Source organism: Mycobacterium sp. shizuoka-1 (assembly GCF_002723835.1).
Lineage (GTDB): Bacteria > Actinomycetota > Actinomycetes > Mycobacteriales > Mycobacteriaceae > Mycobacterium.
This window is the reverse complement of record NZ_BEWG01000007.1, coordinates 1-15,922: the sequence shown is the minus strand read 5'-3', so window position 1 is coordinate 15,922 and position 15,922 is coordinate 1. Positions and strand designations below refer to the sequence as shown.

The window sequence follows — 15,922 nt, the reverse complement described above, 5'->3', positions numbered from 1 at the left end:
GCTCAGTTCTCCTTGAAGGGGAAGCCCAGCGCGCGCAGCAGCGCCCGACCTTCGTCGTCGTTGGTCGCCGAGGTGACGACGGTGATGTCCATGCCGCGCGGACGATCGATCGAGTCGACGTCGATCTCGTGGAACACCGACTGCTCGGCGAGCCCGAAGGTGTAGTTGCCGTGGCCGTCGAACTGCTTGGCGCTCAGGCCGCGGAAGTCGCGGATACGCGGCAGCGCGATCGACACCAGCCGGTCGAGGAACTCCCACATGCGGTCGCCGCGCAGGGTCACCCGCGCACCGATCGGCATGCCTTCGCGCAGCTTGAACTGCGCGATCGACTTGCGGGCCTTGCGGATCTCGGGCTTCTGGCCGGTGATCAGCGCCAGGTCGTTGACCGCGCCGTTGATCAGCTTGGCGTCGCGGGCGGCGTCACCGACACCCATGTTGACGACGACCTTGACCACGCCCGGGATCTGCATGACGTTGGCGTAGTTGAACTCGTTGTTGAGCGCGTCGCGGATTTCCTCGCGGTAGCGCGCCTTCAGCCGGGGCTGAACTTTTTCTGCAGTAGTCATCGTCAGATGTCCTTGCCGTTGCGCTTGGAAATGCGAACCCGCTTGCCGGATTCGGAATCCTCGCGGTAGCCGATGCGGGTCGGGTTGCCGTCGGAGTCGACCACCATCACGTTGGAGACGTGGATGGGCGCTTCCTGGGTGACGATGCCGCCCGAGGACGCGCCACGCTCGTTGGCCGACTGCGCGGTGTGCTTCTTGATGCGGTTGACGCCCTCGACCAGCACCCGGTTACGGGTGGGGTACGCCTGCAGGACCTTGCCCTTGGCGCCCTTGTCCTTGCCGGCGATGACCAGCACGGTGTCGCCCTTGTGGACCTTCATTTACAAAACCTCCGGAGCCAGCGAGACGATCTTCATGAAGCGCTTCTCGCGCAGCTCGCGACCGACCGGGCCGAAGATGCGGGTGCCACGCGGATCGTTGTCGTTCTTGATGATGACCGCGGCGTTCTCGTCGAACTTGATGTAGCTGCCGTCGGCGCGGCGACGCTCCTTGACGGTGCGCACCACGACGGCCTTGACCACGTCACCACGCTTGACGTTGCCGCCCGGGATGGCGTCCTTGACGGTCGCCACGATGATGTCGCCGATTCCGGCGTAGCGCCGCGACGAGCCACCCAGAACACGGATGCACAAGATCTCCTTGGCGCCCGTGTTATCGGCGACCTTGAGCCGCGATTCCTGCTGAATCACTAGATCTCCTCGACCTGGTTATTGTGTGCACGCAGGATTACCGACCCTGACGTGCGCGGTCTTCGTCACCCAAAGAGCACGCAGGGTTTTCTCACGCGGAGATAACCGAGGTCTGCCCTGGGCAACCCCTAAATACTAGGTGACGAGCACCAAAGCTCCAAATCGCCGCAGTTCACGCCCCTCCCGCGGCCACGCTGTCGTTGTCGCGGCATCGTTCGAGTGAAGGTGTCGTCAACTACAGGCTCACCGCATCCCGTCTGTTGCCGGAGGGCGCCACCAGCGATTTTGCCGGGATGGATGCAGCCGGCCGTCCCGTCCGCGGCCGACCAAGGCCAGATGTGTCCGGTCCAGGATGTCCTGGTCGCGGTCCTCCTTGATCACCCGCACGACGTCCCAGCCCATGTCGAGGGTCCGCAGAATCTGCCACCGCCGTTCGAATACCGCGATCCGCGTGGTCGGCCTGGGAAACCGCGCCGAGGCTGTCGTTATCGCGCGAAAGTGCGAGTGAACCTGTGGACAACGACAGGCTCGGCGTCACTCACCCGGCGTCCGCCACGCACCGGAAGCCGATGTGGGTGGTCGAGCTGTCCTGCGACTGCGGCGACCGCGCGGCCGGCCGATAGCGGTGGCAATACTCCGGGGCGCACAGGTGCGACCCGCCTTTGAGGGTCTGACTGACGCTCGGGTCCGGGTCGGTGGGCGCCGGGCAGCAGCCGTTCTGCTGACGTCGCCCATCCCCGGCTCGCGGCGCTTCTGACCCGGCAACCACGTGGTGTGCGGAAAACCGGGTGATCGTCCACTCCCAGACATTGCCGATCATGTCGACCAGGCCGTATCCGTTCGGCGGGAACGTCCCCACCGGCGAGGTGCCCACCCACCCCAGCGCGCCGTCGTTGCGATACGGGAACCGGCCCTGCCAGGTGTTGGCCATCAGCGTTCCCCCCACCGTCGGCTCCTCGCCCCAGGCGTAGGTGGCAGTACTGCCCGCCCGCGCCGCGTACTCCCACTCGGCCTCGGTCGGCAATCGGCGGCCGGCCCACCGGGCGTAGGCGATCGCATCCGGGTAGGCGACCTGCACGACGGGATGGTCCTGGCGGTCGGCGATGTCGCTGCCCGCACCAAACGGGGTACGCCAGTTCGCACCGGGCGCCCAATCCCACCACTGCCGCCAGTCCCGCAGATCCACCGGGCCCGGCGTCGGGCGGAACACCAGCGCCCCGGGCAGCAGGTCCGCCTCGGCGACGCCCGGATACAGCGCTGGATCGAGCGGCCGCTCGGCGACGGTCACGTAGCCGGTGTCGGCGACGAACGCCGCGAACTGGGCGTTGGTCACCGGGTGGCGTTCGATCGCGAACGCGTCCACGGTCGCGGTGTGAATCGGTGCTTCTTCGGGATAGAAACTGGTCGACCCCATCCGGAACGATCCGCCGGGCAACTCGACGAGCTCGGTGAGCATGGCTTCAGACCTACGGGATCACGATGCCGAACTCATCGGTCAGCACGGTGGCGGCGGCGTCGAACCCGGGGGTCCCCGACGATGCCTCCACATGTACGGCGACCAGATAGTTTCCGGCGTTGGTCCAGATGTGGGCGATCCGGTCCTGGTATTCCAGCGATTCGTCGGGATCCCTGGCCCAGGTGCCCATCAGCTTCTGCCCGCTGAAACCGCAGAAATCACCGGGCAGCAGGCTCAGCGTGCTGATCGGGTACCTGGCCATCACGTCGTCGCCGTAGCGGGTGAACGCGGCGGCCGCATCCAGCGGGGTGGCGGCGATCGTGACCTCGGCGACCATGTCGTCCGGCCCGGACAGCAGGGCGCCGACGTCACCGCTACCCGGCGTCGAGGACCACCCGTCGGGGACCCGCACCCGGATCTTGGGTGCCGCCGGGTCGGCGACGGCTGCCACCGCGGTGGGCCCGGACTGTTCGGGTTGGCACACCGTGGCGTTGGCCGGAACGGGCACGCGGGTGGTCTCCAACACACCCGGCTCCGAGGACTCCGGGGCGTCGGTGACGGTGGTGGGAGTCGGCGTGGACGTCGAGGTCGGCGCGGTCCCGGCCGTGGTCGACGCCTCGATGCGGACCGCTGTTCCGGCACTTTCCCGCGAACATGCGGCAACACCCGGGAGGGCCAGCATCACCACCGCCGTAGCGGCGCACACCAGCCGAGTCACCACCTCAGTATGACGTGGTGGTCAGTCCCTGGCGAAGGCCGCCGCGAGTTGGCGCTCCGTGTCGACGTACGCAGCGCCCGACACGTCGACGACCACCCGGGCGATTGATCCCCCGGTGAAATCGAACGGCGCCCGGTAGGCCGTGGAGACCGCCTGGCCGAGATTGCGTCCGACACTGACCCCGCCGCCGGCCAATCCGAAGGTGAACGGGTGGGCCTTCACCCCGGTGGCCGTGGCCACCGCGGTGCCGTCGACGTAGAGGGTGACGTCGCCGAGCGGGGTGTGGCTGCCCTCGACCGTTCCGGTCCGGGCGTAGGCCGCCCCAAGGATGTGCTCCCCCAGCGGGACCGGATCGGGGGCGATCACCCGCTGCTCGTCTTCGCCGAAGAAGTTGTAGACGAACTGCAGCCGCCCGTCCGCGACGAACAGCACATACCCGCCGTGACCGGCACCCTGCTTGAGCAGAACGCCCCGCACGTCCGGACTGTCGACGGTCACCTCGGCCAGCACCGAGAACGAGCGGCCGTTGATCGACACGCAGGCCCCCATCGCGACCGGCGCGGTGTGCGGGTAGTAGACGTAGCTGGACCGGTCACCGGCCAGCGACGGCCGCCAGCGCCCGACCATCTCGAACACATTGAGATCCGACAGCGGAAGGCCGTTGTACTTCTCGGCCTCGGCGAACCACAGCTTCTGCAACTCCTCGAGCTTCTCGGGATGCTCGGCGGCGACGTCGTGGCACTGACTGCGGTCGTTCTCGATGTGGTACAGCTCCCAGCGGTCGGCGTCGAAATGCGACCAACCCGACGGCGCGGCCGGATGCACCGTGTTGGCGAACCAGCCCTTGTGCCAGATGCCGCGGGTACCCAGCATCGTGTAGAACTGAGTCTCCTTTCCGGTATCGGCAGTCGAATCATCCAGTGCCGCTTTGAAACTCACTCCGTCGAGCGGCCGCTGCGCAATCCCCTTCACGGTCTGCGGCGCAGCGATGCCCAACAAGTCGTAGATCGTCGGCGTGATGTCACAGACGTTGACGTAGTTGTCGCGGACTTCGCCGTGCGCGGCAATCCCGTTGGGCCAGGAAATGATCGCGGTGTCGGCGATGCCGCCTTCATGCGAGGCGTAGCGCTTGTAGAGCTTGTATGGCGTGTTGAACGCCATCGCCCACCCGATCGGGTAGTGGTTGTAGGTTGTCGGAGAACCGAGTTCGTCGATGTAGGGCAGGCTCTCCTCGACGGTGTCGACGTAGCCGTTGAAAAACTTGCCCTCGTTGACCGACCCGTTGGGGCCGCCCTCGCCGCTGGCCCCGTTGTCAGAGATCACCACGACGATGGTGTTGTCGAGCTGCCCCGATTCCTCGAGATAGTCCAGCACCCTGCCGATCTGGGCGTCGGTGTAGGACAAGAATCCAGCGAACACCTCGGCCATCCGGGCGAACAGCCGCTTTTCCTCGTCGTCGAGCGAATCCCAGGGCCGCACCGTGTCCTGCTGCGGCCACGGCTCGCCGTTGGGCCCGGTCACATCCCCGTACGGATTCACCCCCGACAGCTCGGTGTCCGGCGGGACGATGCCGAGCTTCTTCTGGTTCTCCAGCACGATCTCGCGATACCGCTCGTACCCCATGTCGAACGCACCGGCGTACCGGTCGGCCCATTCGGCGAACACGTGATGTGGCGCATGGCCGGCGCCCGGGCACAGATAGGTGAACCACGGCTTGTCGGGCGCCACCATCGTGGAGTCGCGGATGAACTCGATCGCCTTGTCCGCCAGGTCTTTCGAAAGGTGATACCCCTCCTCCGGGGTGGCCGGTGCCTCCACCGGATGACCGTCGTAGACCAGCTCGGGATACCACTGGTCGGTCTCGCCGCCCATGAACCCGTAGAACCTCTCGAAGCCCCGCTGCAGCGGCCAGTGCCGACGGGTCGCCGCGAGGTTGGACTCCTCGATCGGGGTGAGGTGCCACTTGCCCACGCAGTAGGTGTTGTAGCCCCGCTCGGCGAGCACCTCCGAGATCAGCGCAGTGTCGTCGGGGATGCGGCCGTTGTTGCCGGGGAAGCCCTCGGTGAACTCCTCGACCATCGCCATGCCGACGGTGGTTGCGTTACGACCGGTCAGCAGCGACGCCCGGGTGGGCGAACACAAGGCGGTGGTGTGGAACTGCGAGAGCCGAACCCCCCGCTCGGCGATCCGGGTCATCGCCGGCATCGACACCAGCCCACCGAAGCAGTCCCACGTCGCGATGCCGATGTCGTCCCACACCAGATACAGCACGTTGGGCGCGTTGTCGGGCGCCTTCGGCGCTGCGTAGGGACCCCAGTCCGGCTCGGAATCGCGAATGTCGAGCGCGATCTTGCCGGTGAACTCCGTGGTCATGCCGCTCCTCAGTTTCCGGGATTGCCTGCAATGCCGAGCAGACACAGACTCGCACGCAAACACCGATGGCGCGCGATTCTGCGTCTGCCCGCAGGCGACGAACGGTCAGTCGTCGCGACGGTGCGTGGCGCTGTTGTTCTCCCGCGGGCGACGCGAGGTCGCGACGATCGTCGCCGCGCCGATGGCGGCCACGCCGACCACGCCGGCGGCCACCCACCAGGCCCGGTCGTAGTGATAGCGACCGGCCACCGCGACATCCGCCTCGGTCGGCGCCGGAGTGACCGGACCGTAGACACTGACCGGGGTGCGCCCGGCGACCAACGCCGGGGTGCGGCCGGCCACGGCGACGATGGCAGGCCCGCGCAGCTGCGGCCAACGCGACCGGTCGGCGTTGAGCCAGCCCAGCAGCTCGTCGAGCTGTTGGGGAGCCCCGTTGGACGTTGCGATCAGCAGCGTGCGATGGCCGTCGAAGACGGTCTGCAGCGAGCCGAACTGCACACCGGGATCCAGGTCCAGCACGGTCTGCCCGGCATCGGGAGTTTGGCCTTCCACCGTGATGCGACGGTCGGTGGCGCTGACCGGCAGCGTGATGGACTTGTCGGTCCATCCCTCGGCGCTGATCAGGATCGCCGGATCCTGGCTCTTGCGGGCGTCCTCGAACGACGTCACGGAAGTCCGCAACGGCAGCGAACTGAGCCGCTGCAAGCCGTTGGTGATCAGCACCGCGCGCACGGTATCGGCGAATCGGTCCGAGCCGATGCCGACCTTGAGCACCGGCAGCAACGCTTGCGGCAAAGAGCCGAAGCCGGGCGGAATCGGCGGCGCGGCCTCACTGCTCTCGACCACACTGTCGCCGTCGAGCACCAGGTTCATCGAGTGATAGTCGTTGCACCCGCCGGTATTGCCGGTCGTGCTCAGTGCCACCTTCACATCGGTGTAGCGGGTCAGCAGCCGATCGGGCACGTTGATCCAGCGGTCGATCGAGCCCACCGTGTCAGCCGCCCAGGAATCGATCTGTTCGCCGTTGACCGACGCGGTCAGCTGGCCGCCGAATCCGCTCGGCATGGGCGTGTAGGTACCGGTGATGTGCACCCGCACGCCCTGGATGGAGTGGCCGATCTTGGTCTGATCGATGCCGATCGTCACCTGCGGGGCGACCCCGGAAGAGCTCAGCGTGGTGGGGTCGAGCTGCGCGAGGGTGATCAGGCCGCCGATGGGTTGTGCGCGACCGCCCGCGCTCAGCTTCTCAGGCACCACCCGAGCCGAGACGGCCATGTTCAGGCCACCGTCGGTGAGTAGCCGGGTGTCATTGGTGAGCCGGTCGGCGGGGGCCGTGATCAACAGCTGTGGCACACCGGCGCCCTGCAGCGAAAGGCTTTCGTCCGGGCCTTCTTTGATCACGATCTGGCGCTCGAGCGGCGTCGACGGCGTGGGGACCGCAGTGGTGCCGTCGGCCAGCGGAATGATCGCCACCTCCGGCGCCTGGCCGCCGTACCGCTTCACCAGTCCGGCCACCAGCTGCACGGCTGCGTCGGACTCGGCGATCGACGGGTTGGCCGGCACCGCGACGGTCAGCTTGCGCAGGATCGGGGGGAGGAAGTCGGCCACCGTGGCCGGGGGCAACTCGACGCCGCCGAACGTGACCGAACCGTTGATGAGGGTGATCGGATTGAACCGGTCCAGGCAATAGCCGTCCTCGGGCGCCGAGGACAAGGTGAGCGTCACCGTGGCCGAATTGTCCACCACCTCCACCCCGAACAGCGGAATGACCAGCGGGCTGAGGTCGGCGGTCGGCAGCGGCAGCTTGCCGATCAGGCGGTCGCCCTGAGTGACGGACACGATGCCCGACCGCACGTTGAACGGCAGGTCGAGGGTGACATTGAGGGCTTCGGGCGCCAGACCGATCGGCACCGGGAACGACAGCGATGTCGAGCTGGTCCCGCCGTAGAAAAAGAGCACGGTCGGGGCGCCCAGATCGGCGAGCGCGAGCGTCGGCGCCGTCATGACCTCACCCGGCGCGACATCCAGGGGCGCCGGCGCGTCGGGTGCCGGCGCGTCCGGGGCCGGCGCATCAGGTGAGGGCTCGCCGGGCGCGGGCACCGCCGGTGCAGGCTCCGCAGGCGCAGGCTCGGGATCGGCGACCGCCCAGGGCGCCGACCACAACACTGCAGCCGTCACCCCGATGATGGCTCCGACGGCCTTCGCCCCCGACTTCAAATCCGGCATGCTGGAGCTGCCACCTCACGATCGACGAACGCGTTAGTTATCGATTCGCAATATAACTGCGCGCCACGGCGAAACCGCCGCGGCGCGCAGGTGTGAGGGGCTGAAAGTTAGCTACTTGGCCCGCTCCAGGACGTCGACCAGCCGCCAGCGCTTGGACGCCGACAGCGGACGGGTCTCCATGAGCGAGACCCGGTCGCCGACACCGGCGACACCGTTCTCGTCGTGGGCCTTGACCTTGGTGGTCGTCCGGATGATCTTGCCGTACTTGGGGTGCTTCACACGCGACTCGAGCTCGACGACGATGGTCTTCTCCATCTTGTCGCTGACCACGTAGCCGATGACCGTCTTACGACGGCCACGCGCGGTGTCGGTGCGCGGGGTGTGCTTGGGTCCCTTTGTTTCTGCCATCACGATTCCTCACCAGCGGGTCCGGCGGCCAGACCCAGTTCACGTTCGCGCAGCACGGTGTAGATGCGCGCAATCTCCTGACGCACGGTGCGGAGCCGGCGGTTGTTGTCCAGCTGCCCGGTCGCCATCTGGAAGCGCAGGTTGAACAGCTCTTCCTTGGATTCCCGCAGCTTGTCGGTCAGCTCTTCGTCGGTGAGCTCACGCAGTTCACCGGCGCTGATGCCCACTGCCATCAGAACTGCTCCTCTCGGGTCACGATGCGTGCCTTGATCGGCAACTTGTGGATCGCACGCGTCAGGGCTTCCCTGGCGATCTTCTCGTCGGGGTAACTCAGCTCGAACAGCACGCGGCCGGGCTTGACGTTGGACACCCACCACTCCGGCGAGCCCTTACCCGAACCCATGCGGGTTTCCGCGGGCTTCTTGGTCAGCGGGCGGTCCGGGAAGATGTTGATCCACACCTTGCCGCCACGCTTGATGTGCCGGTTGATGGCGATACGAGCGGACTCGATCTGCCGGTTGGTGACGTAGGCGTGCTCCAGGGCCTGGATGCCGTAGTCACCGAACGTCACCGACGTGCCACCACTGGCCACACCACGCTGCTTGGGGTGGTGCTGCTTGCGGTGCTTGACTCTGCGGGGAATCAACATGGTTTAGCTCTCCGTGCTTTCAGCGGCGGGCTCGACAGCGGGAGCCTCCGCCGTGACCGGCACAGCCGATTCGGCGGTCTCTTCGCTGGCGGCGCGGCCGGCTTCAGTGCTCGTCGCGGTGGTTCCCGACGCACCGCTGCGGCGCGGGCGGGTGCCCGACGGACGCTCGCGGCGCGGACGGTCGGCGGCGGGTGCGGCGGCGGTCAGCTCACGCTTGCCACCGACGATGTCGCCCTTGTAGATCCACACCTTCACGCCGATCCGGCCGAACGTGGTCTTGGCCTCGTACAGTCCGTAATCGATGTCGGCGCGCAGGGTGTGCAGCGGCACACGGCCTTCGCGGTAGAACTCCGAGCGGCTCATCTCGGCGCCGCCGAGGCGGCCCGAGCACTGCACCCGGATGCCCTTGACGTTGGGCTGGCGCATGGCCGACTGGATGGCCTTGCGCATCGCGCGGCGGAACGCCACCCGGTTGCTCAGCTGCTCGGCGACACCCTGGGCGACCAGCTGCGCCTGGCTCTCGGGGTTCTTCACCTCGAGGATGTTGAGCTGAACCTGCTTGCCGGTCAGCTTCTCCAGGTCGGCGCGGATGCGGTCGGCCTCGGTGCCGCGACGGCCGATCACGATGCCCGGACGCGCGGTGTGGATGTCAACGCGAACCCGGTCCCGGGTGCGCTCGATCTCCACGTCGGCGATGCCGGCGCGCTCGAGACCGGTGGCCAGCAGCCGCCGGATCGCCACGTCTTCCTTGACGTAGTCCGCGTACTGCTTGTCGGCGTACCACCGGGACTTCCAGTCGGTGGTGATACCGAGCCGGAAGCCGTGGGGATTGATTTTCTGGCCCACTACTCCGAGCCCTCCTTCGTCTCTTCGGCAGTCTTCTTGGCGGCCGGAGCCTTGGTGGCCGGAGCCTTCTTGGCCGGCGCCGTCGTGGCCGCCTTGGAGCCTTGCGCACGCCGCGAGCGCGCCGATGCCGCAGAGCGCTCCTTGCGCTCCGGACGGCTCTCCACGATCACGGTGATGTGACTGGTGCGCTTGCGGATCCGGTACGCGCGACCCTGCGCGCGCGGCCGGATGCGCTTGGCGGTCGGGCCCTCGTCGGCGGTGATGGTCGCGACCACCAGGGTGGCCGGGTCCAGACCCTCGTTGTTCTGCGCGTTGGCGGCGGCGCTCGCGATCACCTTGGCGACCGGCTCGCTGGCCTGCTGTGGCGCCCAGCGCAGGATGTCGAGGGCTTCCTCGACGCTCTTGCCGCGGACCAGGTTGATCACGCGGCGAGCCTTGGTCGCCGAGATCCCGATGTGGCGCGCTTTGGCCGTCGCCGACGGGAATTCAGTATCAGTGGTGGTAGGCATTAGCGGCGCTTACTCTTCCGGTCGTCCTTGATGTGACCCTTGAACGTGCGCGTCGGGGCGAACTCGCCCAGCTTGTGGCCGACCATCGCCTCGGTGACGAACACCGGCACATGCTTGCGACCGTCGTGGACGGCGAAGGTGTGACCGATGAAGTCCGGGATGATGGTCGAACGACGCGACCAGGTCTTGATGACCTGCTTGGTGTTCTTCTCGTTCTGGACGTCGACCTTCTTGAGCAGATGGTCGTCGACGAACGGACCCTTCTTCAGGCTGCGTGGCATCGCTATCTACTCCTAGCGCTTCTTGCCGGTGCGCCGGCGACGGACGATGAGCTTGTCGCTCGGCTTGTTGGGCTTGCGGGTACGGCCCTCGGGCTTGCCCCACGGGCTGACCGGGTGGCGACCACCGGAGGTCTTGCCCTCGCCGCCACCATGCGGGTGGTCGACCGGGTTCATCACGACGCCACGGACGGTGGGACGCTTGCCCTTCCACCGCATGCGGCCGGCCTTGCCCCAGTTGATGTTGGCCTGCTCGGCGTTGCCGACCTCGCCGACGGTGGCGCGGCAGCGCACGTCGACGCGACGGATCTCACCCGAGGGCATACGCAGGGAGGCGTAGGTGCCTTCCTTGCCCAGCAGCTGGATGCTCGAGCCGGCCGAGCGGGCCAGCTTGGCACCGCCGCCGGGACGCAGCTCCACCGCGTGGATGACGGTACCGGCCGGGATGTTGCGCAGCGGCAGGTTGTTACCGGGCTTGATGTCGGCATTGGCGCCCGACTCCACGACGTCGCCCTGCGAAAGACCCTGCGGCGCAATGATGTAGCGCTTCTCGCCGTCCAGGTAGTGCAGCAGCGCGATGTTCGCGGTGCGGTTCGGGTCGTACTCGATGTGAGCGACCTTGGCGTTGACGCCGTCCTTGTCGTTGCGACGGAAGTCGATCACCCGGTAGGCACGCTTGTGCCCGCCGCCCTTGTGGCGGGTGGTGATTCGGCCGTGCGCGTTGCGACCGCCGGTGGAATGCAGCGGGCGGATCAGCGACTTCTCCGGAGTCGAGCGAGTGATCTCGGAGAAATCGGAGACGCTGGCACCGCGGCGACCGGGGGTCGTCGGCTTGTACTTGCGAATTCCCATTATCTGTTCCTGAGTTCTATCCGTCGCCGGCTACGCCGGTGCTCCGAAAAGGTCGATCGGCTTGCTGCCGGGGGCCAGGGTCACGATCGCGCGCTTGGTGCTCTTGCGCTGGCCGTAGCCGACGCGGGTGCGCTTGCGCTTGCCCTGCCGGTTGGCGGTGTTCACCGAGTCGACCTTGACCTTGAAGATCTTCTCGATCGCGATCTTGATCTGCGTCTTGTTCGAGCCCGGCGCGACGATGAACGTGTAGACGTTGTCCTCGATCAATCCATACGACTTCTCGGAGATGACCGGGGCCAGGATGATGTCGCGGGGATCAGTCACGGTTGCCATCAGGCCGAAACCTCCTGCTCCTGCTTGGTGTTCGAGCTGATGTAGGCATCCAGCGCTTCCACGCTGAACACCACGTCGTCGGCGTTGAGCACGTCGTAGGTGTTGAGCTGATCCGGCGAGATCACGTGCACACCCGGAAGGTTGCGCACGCTCTTCGCGCCGACCTCGTCGCTGCGGCCGATCACGACCAGCACCTTGCGGCGGTCGGTCAGCGTGCCCAGGAACGCCTTGGCGCTCTTGGTCGACGGGGTCTGCCCGCTCAACAGCTCGGTGACGGCGTGGATCCGCTCGTTGCGGGCCCGGTCCGACAGCGCGCCGCGCAGGGCGGCGGCGATCATCTTCTTCGGGGTCCGCTGGCTGTAGTCACGCGGCTGCGGGCCGTGGACCGTGCCACCACCGGTGAACTGCGGCGCGCGGGTCGAGCCCTGACGAGCACGGCCGGTGCCCTTCTGCCGGTACGGCTTCTTGCCGCCGCCAGAAACCTGGCCGCGCGTCTTGGTGGCATGCGTGCCCTGCCGCTTGGCGGCCAGCTGCGCGGTCACCACCTGGTGCATCAACGCGATGTTGGGTTCCACGTCGAACAGCTCGGCGGGCAGTTCGACACTGCCTTCCTTCTTGCCGTCCGGAGTGCGAACGTCAATCTTCAGAGTCACTTCTCACCTCGTTTGACTGCCGTGCGAACCATCACGAGACCGCCGTTGCGGCCCGGGACGGCGCCCTTGATCAGCAGCACGCCGTTTTCGGCATCGACCTTGTGCACCAACAGGTTCTGCGTGGTGACGCGGTCGTTGCCCATGCGGCCCGACATCCGGGTGCCCTTGAAGACGCGTCCCGGGGTGGCGCAGCCACCGATCGAACCCGGCCGGCGGTGCACCGCCTGGGCGCCGTGGCTGGCGCCCTGGCCGCGGAAACCGTGGCGCTTCATGGTGCCGGCGTAGCCCTTGCCCTTGGAGGTGCCGGTGACGTCGACGTAGCTGCCGTCGGCAAAGATCTCCGCCGTCAGCTCCTGGCCGACCTCGTACGCGGCGGCCGCAGCCTCGTCGTCCAGACGCAGCTCGGCCAGGTGCCGGCGGGGGTTGACCCCGGCGGCGGCGTACTGACCGGTCACCGGCTTGTTGACCTTGCGGGGGCTGATCTCGCCGTAGGCAAGCTGCACAGCGCTGTAGCCGTCCCGCTCGGGTGTGCGGATGCGGGTCACCACGTTGGGTCCGGCCTTGACGACCGTGACCGGGACGACCCGGTTGTTTTCGTCGAACACCTGGGTCATGCCCAGCTTGGTGCCCAAGATTCCTTTACGTGCCATGTCTTCGCCGACCCCTACTGAATGTTCACGTCGACGCTGGCCGGCAGATCGATGCGCATCAGCGCGTCAACCGTCTTCGGCGTCGGGTCGAGGATGTCGATGAGGCGCTTGTGCGTACGCATCTCGAAGTGCTCCCGCGAGTCCTTGTACTTGTGCGGGGAGCGGATGACGCAGTACACGTTCTTCTCCGTCGGCAGCGGCACTGGACCAACCACGCTCGCACCGGTACGGGTGACCGTCTCCACGATCTTGCGCGCCGAGGCATCGATGGCCTCGTGGTCGTAGGCCTTGAGCCTGATGCGGATCTTTTGTCCCGCCACGCTTCTCCTACCTTCACTCCTGCTTGGTCCCCGCAAGGGGACACGGTGGTCTGCGCTACGCCCAAGGCGTCGCGCTGGCTGTCGCCGCCGCTCTTTACCTGTCCTGGTGCTCCGGCCCCCGCGGTCGGGTGTGTCGCCCTCACGCAGCCTCGCAAGCGCGGTGAAAACCGTCGCTCTCCGAGGTTGGGACCGGACGCGCCCGTTTGGGCGCCGGTCGTATACCTTGGGCGGCACGCTCCCGATGGGGGCGAATCCGGCTCAAGGCAACCCGAACAGTATGCCCTAGATCGCGGCACCAGCCAAATTCGGCTGTAGCGGCGGCCGAATCCCTGGACTGCCTGCTCAGCGCGCCCTGTCGTCCGCCGTGTACAGGCTCACCGCGGTGCCCAGATACCACACGCCGGTGGCCGCGACGGGCAACAGAGTCGCCAGTCCTCCCTCGATCGAGAACGGGCCGCCCCCGACGAAGACGCTGGCCGTTCCCGCCAGGTTGATCACCGCCGCGATGACAGCCAGCCAGCCCGTCCACCGCGGCAGGACTCCGTCCGGGAGCACGCACCCGGCGTAGCCCAGCGCCGCCAGGGCGATGATGAAGCCGCACAGCGCGAGCAGGATCAGGCTGAAATCCGTTCCGACCGCCCGCACCGCCGAGGCTGAGAGTTCGTCCGCCGCCCCGGCTGCGACGATTCGGATGGCCATCGCGACGAACGACAGTGCGGCCACCGCGACGGTGCCCACGAAGAACAGGTCGCCGAGGTGATCGCCGTGCGATGCCGTTCGCAGCAGCCGTCGCACGGCGACCGCGAACCAGATGACCAGGACCGTGGCCAGGGCATAGAGCCATCCCTGGGCCACCACCGTGGCGCGATGGTCGATGAAGAAGAGCTGGACGGCTTGGTTGGTGGCCTCGGGCCCCGGTGGCCTGCCGGTCAGAAACGCCGCCACCACCGCGGCGACGACGTACGCGATGCCGGCGATCCCGCCGGTCCGGTTCAAACCTGAGCGATTCATCGTGCCCCCCGACGATCTGCGTCCGGGATCGAGCGTATGCCCGGCACGCGCGCGAGCTGCCCATATTGCCCAGAACCCGCCCAAATAACTGACAGTTACTGCCATATCGGCATACGATGCCGCCATGTATCGCGTGATTCAGTGGGCAACCGGCGGTGTGGGCAAGGCGGCTATCCAGGGGGTGTTGCGCCACCCCGAGCTCGAGCTCGTGGGTTGCTGGGTGCACAGCGCCGACAAGCACGGCCGCGACGTCGGTGAGTTGATCGGCGAAGGCCCGATCGGCGTGGCCGCGACGACCGACGTCGACGAACTGCTGGCAATCGACGCCGACTGCGTCATGTACTCCCCCCTGCTGCCCGACGAGCAGGTCGTCGCCAAGATCCTGCGATCGGGCAAGAACGTGGTGACCCCGGTCGGCTGGGTCTACCCGGACCGGCAGAGCCCCGCGGTGCAGGCCCTCGAGGAGGCCTGCACGGCCGGCAACTCCACGCTGCACGGCTCCGGAATCCACCCGGGTGGCATCACCGAACGCTTCCCGCTGATGATCTCGGCGCTGACCTCGGCGATCACCCACGTCCGGGCCGAGGAGTTCTCCGACATCCGCACCTACAACGCGCCGCTGGTGGTGCGCGAAGTCATGGGATTCGGGCTCACTCCCGAGCAGGCCATGAGCGGACCGATGGCCGCCCTGCTGGAGGCCGGATTCAAACAGTCGGTGCGCATGGTCGCCGACCAACTCGGCTTTCGCAGCGAGCCCCGCATCCGTTCCACGCAGGAAGTGGCCGTCGCGGTCACCGGAACCGACGAGCTGGTCGTCCCGATGGAGGCCGGCACCGTGGCCGCACGTCGCTTCCGGTGGGAGGCCATCGTCGACGACAAGCCGGTGGTCACCGCCGCGGTGAACTGGCTGATGTGCGAAGTCGAGCTCGATCCACCGTGGACGATCGGCGAGAAGGGCGAGCGCTTCGAGGTCCAGGTCACCGGCGATCCCGATGTGCTGCTGACCTTCAAAGGGCTGCAGCCCGAGACCGTCGCCGAGGGTTTGGAGCGCAACCCGGGTGTCGTGGTCACCGCCAACCACTGCATCAGCGCCATTCCTTATGTCTGTGCGGCCGGCCCGGGCATCAAGACCTACGTCGACCTGCCGCTGATCGCCGGCCGCGCCGCGCCCGACCTGGCCCGCTGACCATGCCACCGCTGAGCGACCTGCGGTTCTCCCATCTGGTGGTCGGCGTGACCGACATGGACCGGGCATTGGAGTTCTACCGCGGGTTGCTGGGCATGGACGTGGTGTTCGACCAGACCATGGCCGGTGACCCGTTCGACCACGCGCTCGGCGGCACGTCCGGAAACCAGGGCCGGGTGGTGGGCGGACTGGTCGGCGG

21 protein-coding genes are annotated in these 15,922 nt (G+C 67.3%); 2 read left to right on the top strand and 19 right to left on the bottom strand.

All coding sequences use genetic code 11. The annotated features are described in order from the left end of the window. Positions 1-2: 2 nt before the first annotated feature. From rplE to MSZK_RS01475, 19 genes are all read right to left on the bottom strand, one after another. A complete protein-coding gene (rplE, locus tag MSZK_RS01565; RefSeq protein ID WP_099244144.1) occupies positions 3-566 on the bottom strand; it encodes a 50S ribosomal protein L5 in 564 nt (187 codons plus the stop codon). Between the two features lie 2 nt (positions 567-568). Beyond that, positions 569-886, bottom strand: a complete 318-nt coding sequence (gene rplX / locus MSZK_RS01560) for a 50S ribosomal protein L24 (RefSeq protein ID WP_099244142.1) — start codon at positions 884-886, stop codon at positions 569-571. Beyond that, complete coding sequence (gene rplN, locus MSZK_RS01555; RefSeq protein ID WP_024453885.1) at positions 887-1,255, bottom strand: 50S ribosomal protein L14; 369 nt, start codon at positions 1,253-1,255, stop codon at positions 887-889. Between the two features lie 538 nt (positions 1,256-1,793). After that, positions 1,794-2,711: a formylglycine-generating enzyme family protein gene (locus tag MSZK_RS01550; RefSeq protein WP_099244140.1), complete on the bottom strand. Its 918-nt coding sequence runs from the start codon at positions 2,709-2,711 to the stop codon at positions 1,794-1,796. A gap of 10 nt (positions 2,712-2,721) precedes the next feature. After that, on the bottom strand, positions 2,722-3,429 hold the full coding sequence (locus MSZK_RS01545; protein WP_099244360.1) for a hypothetical protein: 708 nt from the start codon (positions 3,427-3,429) through the stop codon (positions 2,722-2,724). Between the two features lie 21 nt (positions 3,430-3,450). Beyond that, entirely contained in the window at positions 3,451-5,802 is a 2,352-nt protein-coding gene (locus tag MSZK_RS01540) for an arylsulfatase (RefSeq protein ID WP_099244138.1), read from the bottom strand. A gap of 105 nt (positions 5,803-5,907) precedes the next feature. Beyond that, complete coding sequence (locus tag MSZK_RS01535) at positions 5,908-8,028, bottom strand: hypothetical protein (RefSeq protein ID WP_233211064.1); 2,121 nt, start codon at positions 8,026-8,028, stop codon at positions 5,908-5,910. A gap of 111 nt (positions 8,029-8,139) precedes the next feature. After that, positions 8,140-8,436, bottom strand: a complete 297-nt coding sequence (gene rpsQ, locus MSZK_RS01530) for a 30S ribosomal protein S17 (RefSeq protein WP_099244136.1) — start codon at positions 8,434-8,436, stop codon at positions 8,140-8,142. Next, complete coding sequence (gene rpmC, locus MSZK_RS01525; protein ID WP_099244134.1) at positions 8,436-8,669, bottom strand: 50S ribosomal protein L29; 234 nt, start codon at positions 8,667-8,669, stop codon at positions 8,436-8,438. Before rpmC ends, rpsQ begins: the two co-directional genes overlap by 1 nt. Further along, the gene (gene rplP / locus MSZK_RS01520; RefSeq protein ID WP_099244132.1) at positions 8,669-9,085 is read right to left on the bottom strand and encodes a 50S ribosomal protein L16; all 417 of its coding nucleotides are present in this window, start codon (positions 9,083-9,085) and stop codon (positions 8,669-8,671) included. Before rplP ends, rpmC begins: the two co-directional genes overlap by 1 nt. A gap of 3 nt (positions 9,086-9,088) precedes the next feature. Next, positions 9,089-9,931, bottom strand: coding sequence for a 30S ribosomal protein S3 (gene rpsC / locus MSZK_RS01515; RefSeq protein ID WP_099244130.1), 843 nt, complete (start codon positions 9,929-9,931; stop codon positions 9,089-9,091). Further along, complete coding sequence (rplV, locus tag MSZK_RS01510) at positions 9,931-10,440, bottom strand: 50S ribosomal protein L22 (RefSeq protein WP_099244128.1); 510 nt, start codon at positions 10,438-10,440, stop codon at positions 9,931-9,933. The genes rpsC and rplV overlap by 1 nt, the downstream gene beginning before the upstream one ends. Further along, positions 10,440-10,721 (bottom strand): 30S ribosomal protein S19, encoded by a 282-nt coding sequence (rpsS, locus tag MSZK_RS01505; RefSeq protein WP_003892827.1) that lies wholly within the window; start codon positions 10,719-10,721, stop codon positions 10,440-10,442. The genes rplV and rpsS overlap by 1 nt, the downstream gene beginning before the upstream one ends. Positions 10,722-10,733: 12 nt before the next feature. Beyond that, positions 10,734-11,570: a 50S ribosomal protein L2 gene (gene rplB, locus MSZK_RS01500; RefSeq protein WP_099244126.1), complete on the bottom strand. Its 837-nt coding sequence runs from the start codon at positions 11,568-11,570 to the stop codon at positions 10,734-10,736. Between the two features lie 30 nt (positions 11,571-11,600). Further along, positions 11,601-11,903 carry a 50S ribosomal protein L23 gene (rplW, locus tag MSZK_RS01495; RefSeq protein WP_099244123.1) on the bottom strand — a complete coding sequence of 101 codons (303 nt, stop codon included), beginning with the start codon at positions 11,901-11,903 and terminating at the stop codon, positions 11,601-11,603. Next, complete coding sequence (gene rplD / locus MSZK_RS01490; RefSeq protein WP_099244121.1) at positions 11,903-12,556, bottom strand: 50S ribosomal protein L4; 654 nt, start codon at positions 12,554-12,556, stop codon at positions 11,903-11,905. The genes rplW and rplD overlap by 1 nt, the downstream gene beginning before the upstream one ends. Then, the gene (gene rplC, locus MSZK_RS01485; protein WP_099244119.1) at positions 12,553-13,206 is read right to left on the bottom strand and encodes a 50S ribosomal protein L3; all 654 of its coding nucleotides are present in this window, start codon (positions 13,204-13,206) and stop codon (positions 12,553-12,555) included. The genes rplD and rplC overlap by 4 nt, the downstream gene beginning before the upstream one ends. A gap of 14 nt (positions 13,207-13,220) precedes the next feature. Next, positions 13,221-13,526, bottom strand: a complete 306-nt coding sequence (gene rpsJ / locus MSZK_RS01480; RefSeq protein ID WP_003883485.1) for a 30S ribosomal protein S10 — start codon at positions 13,524-13,526, stop codon at positions 13,221-13,223. A gap of 342 nt (positions 13,527-13,868) precedes the next feature. After that, a complete protein-coding gene (locus MSZK_RS01475) occupies positions 13,869-14,537 on the bottom strand; it encodes a hypothetical protein (protein WP_142389830.1) in 669 nt (222 codons plus the stop codon). A gap of 124 nt (positions 14,538-14,661) precedes the next feature. Between MSZK_RS01475 and MSZK_RS01470 the strand changes: the two genes are divergently transcribed. Continuing rightward, positions 14,662-15,723, top strand: coding sequence for a dihydrodipicolinate reductase (locus MSZK_RS01470; protein WP_099244115.1), 1,062 nt, complete (start codon positions 14,662-14,664; stop codon positions 15,721-15,723). 2 nt (positions 15,724-15,725) lie between these two features. Beyond that, positions 15,726-15,922 (top strand): VOC family protein (locus MSZK_RS01465; protein ID WP_142389829.1); only part of this gene is annotated, 197 nt, incomplete at its 3' end.

Excerpts from the sequence above, each read along its gene's own strand:
- rplE (WP_099244144.1), bottom strand. The coding sequence starts at position 566 with ATGACTACTGCAGAAAAAGTTCAGCCCCGGCTGAAGGCGCGCTACCGC.
- rplX (WP_099244142.1), bottom strand. The coding sequence starts at position 886 with ATGAAGGTCCACAAGGGCGACACCGTGCTGGTCATCGCCGGCAAGGAC.
- MSZK_RS01550 (WP_099244140.1), bottom strand. The coding sequence starts at position 2,711 with ATGCTCACCGAGCTCGTCGAGTTGCCCGGCGGATCGTTCCGGATGGGG.
- MSZK_RS01540 (WP_099244138.1), bottom strand. The coding sequence starts at position 5,802 with ATGACCACGGAGTTCACCGGCAAGATCGCGCTCGACATTCGCGATTCC.
- MSZK_RS01535 (WP_233211064.1), bottom strand. The coding sequence starts at position 8,028 with ATGCCGGATTTGAAGTCGGGGGCGAAGGCCGTCGGAGCCATCATCGGG.
- rpsQ (WP_099244136.1), bottom strand. The coding sequence starts at position 8,436 with ATGGCAGAAACAAAGGGACCCAAGCACACCCCGCGCACCGACACCGCG.
- rpmC (WP_099244134.1), bottom strand. The coding sequence starts at position 8,669 with ATGGCAGTGGGCATCAGCGCCGGTGAACTGCGTGAGCTCACCGACGAA.
- rplP (WP_099244132.1), bottom strand. The coding sequence starts at position 9,085 with ATGTTGATTCCCCGCAGAGTCAAGCACCGCAAGCAGCACCACCCCAAG.
- rplV (WP_099244128.1), bottom strand. The coding sequence starts at position 10,440 with ATGCCTACCACCACTGATACTGAATTCCCGTCGGCGACGGCCAAAGCG.
- rpsS (WP_003892827.1), bottom strand. The coding sequence starts at position 10,721 with ATGCCACGCAGCCTGAAGAAGGGTCCGTTCGTCGACGACCATCTGCTC.
- rplB (WP_099244126.1), bottom strand. The coding sequence starts at position 11,570 with ATGGGAATTCGCAAGTACAAGCCGACGACCCCCGGTCGCCGCGGTGCC.
- rplW (WP_099244123.1), bottom strand. The coding sequence starts at position 11,903 with ATGGCAACCGTGACTGATCCCCGCGACATCATCCTGGCCCCGGTCATC.
- rplC (WP_099244119.1), bottom strand. The coding sequence starts at position 13,206 with ATGGCACGTAAAGGAATCTTGGGCACCAAGCTGGGCATGACCCAGGTG.
- MSZK_RS01475 (WP_142389830.1), bottom strand. The coding sequence starts at position 14,537 with ATGAATCGCTCAGGTTTGAACCGGACCGGCGGGATCGCCGGCATCGCG.
- MSZK_RS01470 (WP_099244115.1), top strand. The coding sequence starts at position 14,662 with ATGTATCGCGTGATTCAGTGGGCAACCGGCGGTGTGGGCAAGGCGGCT.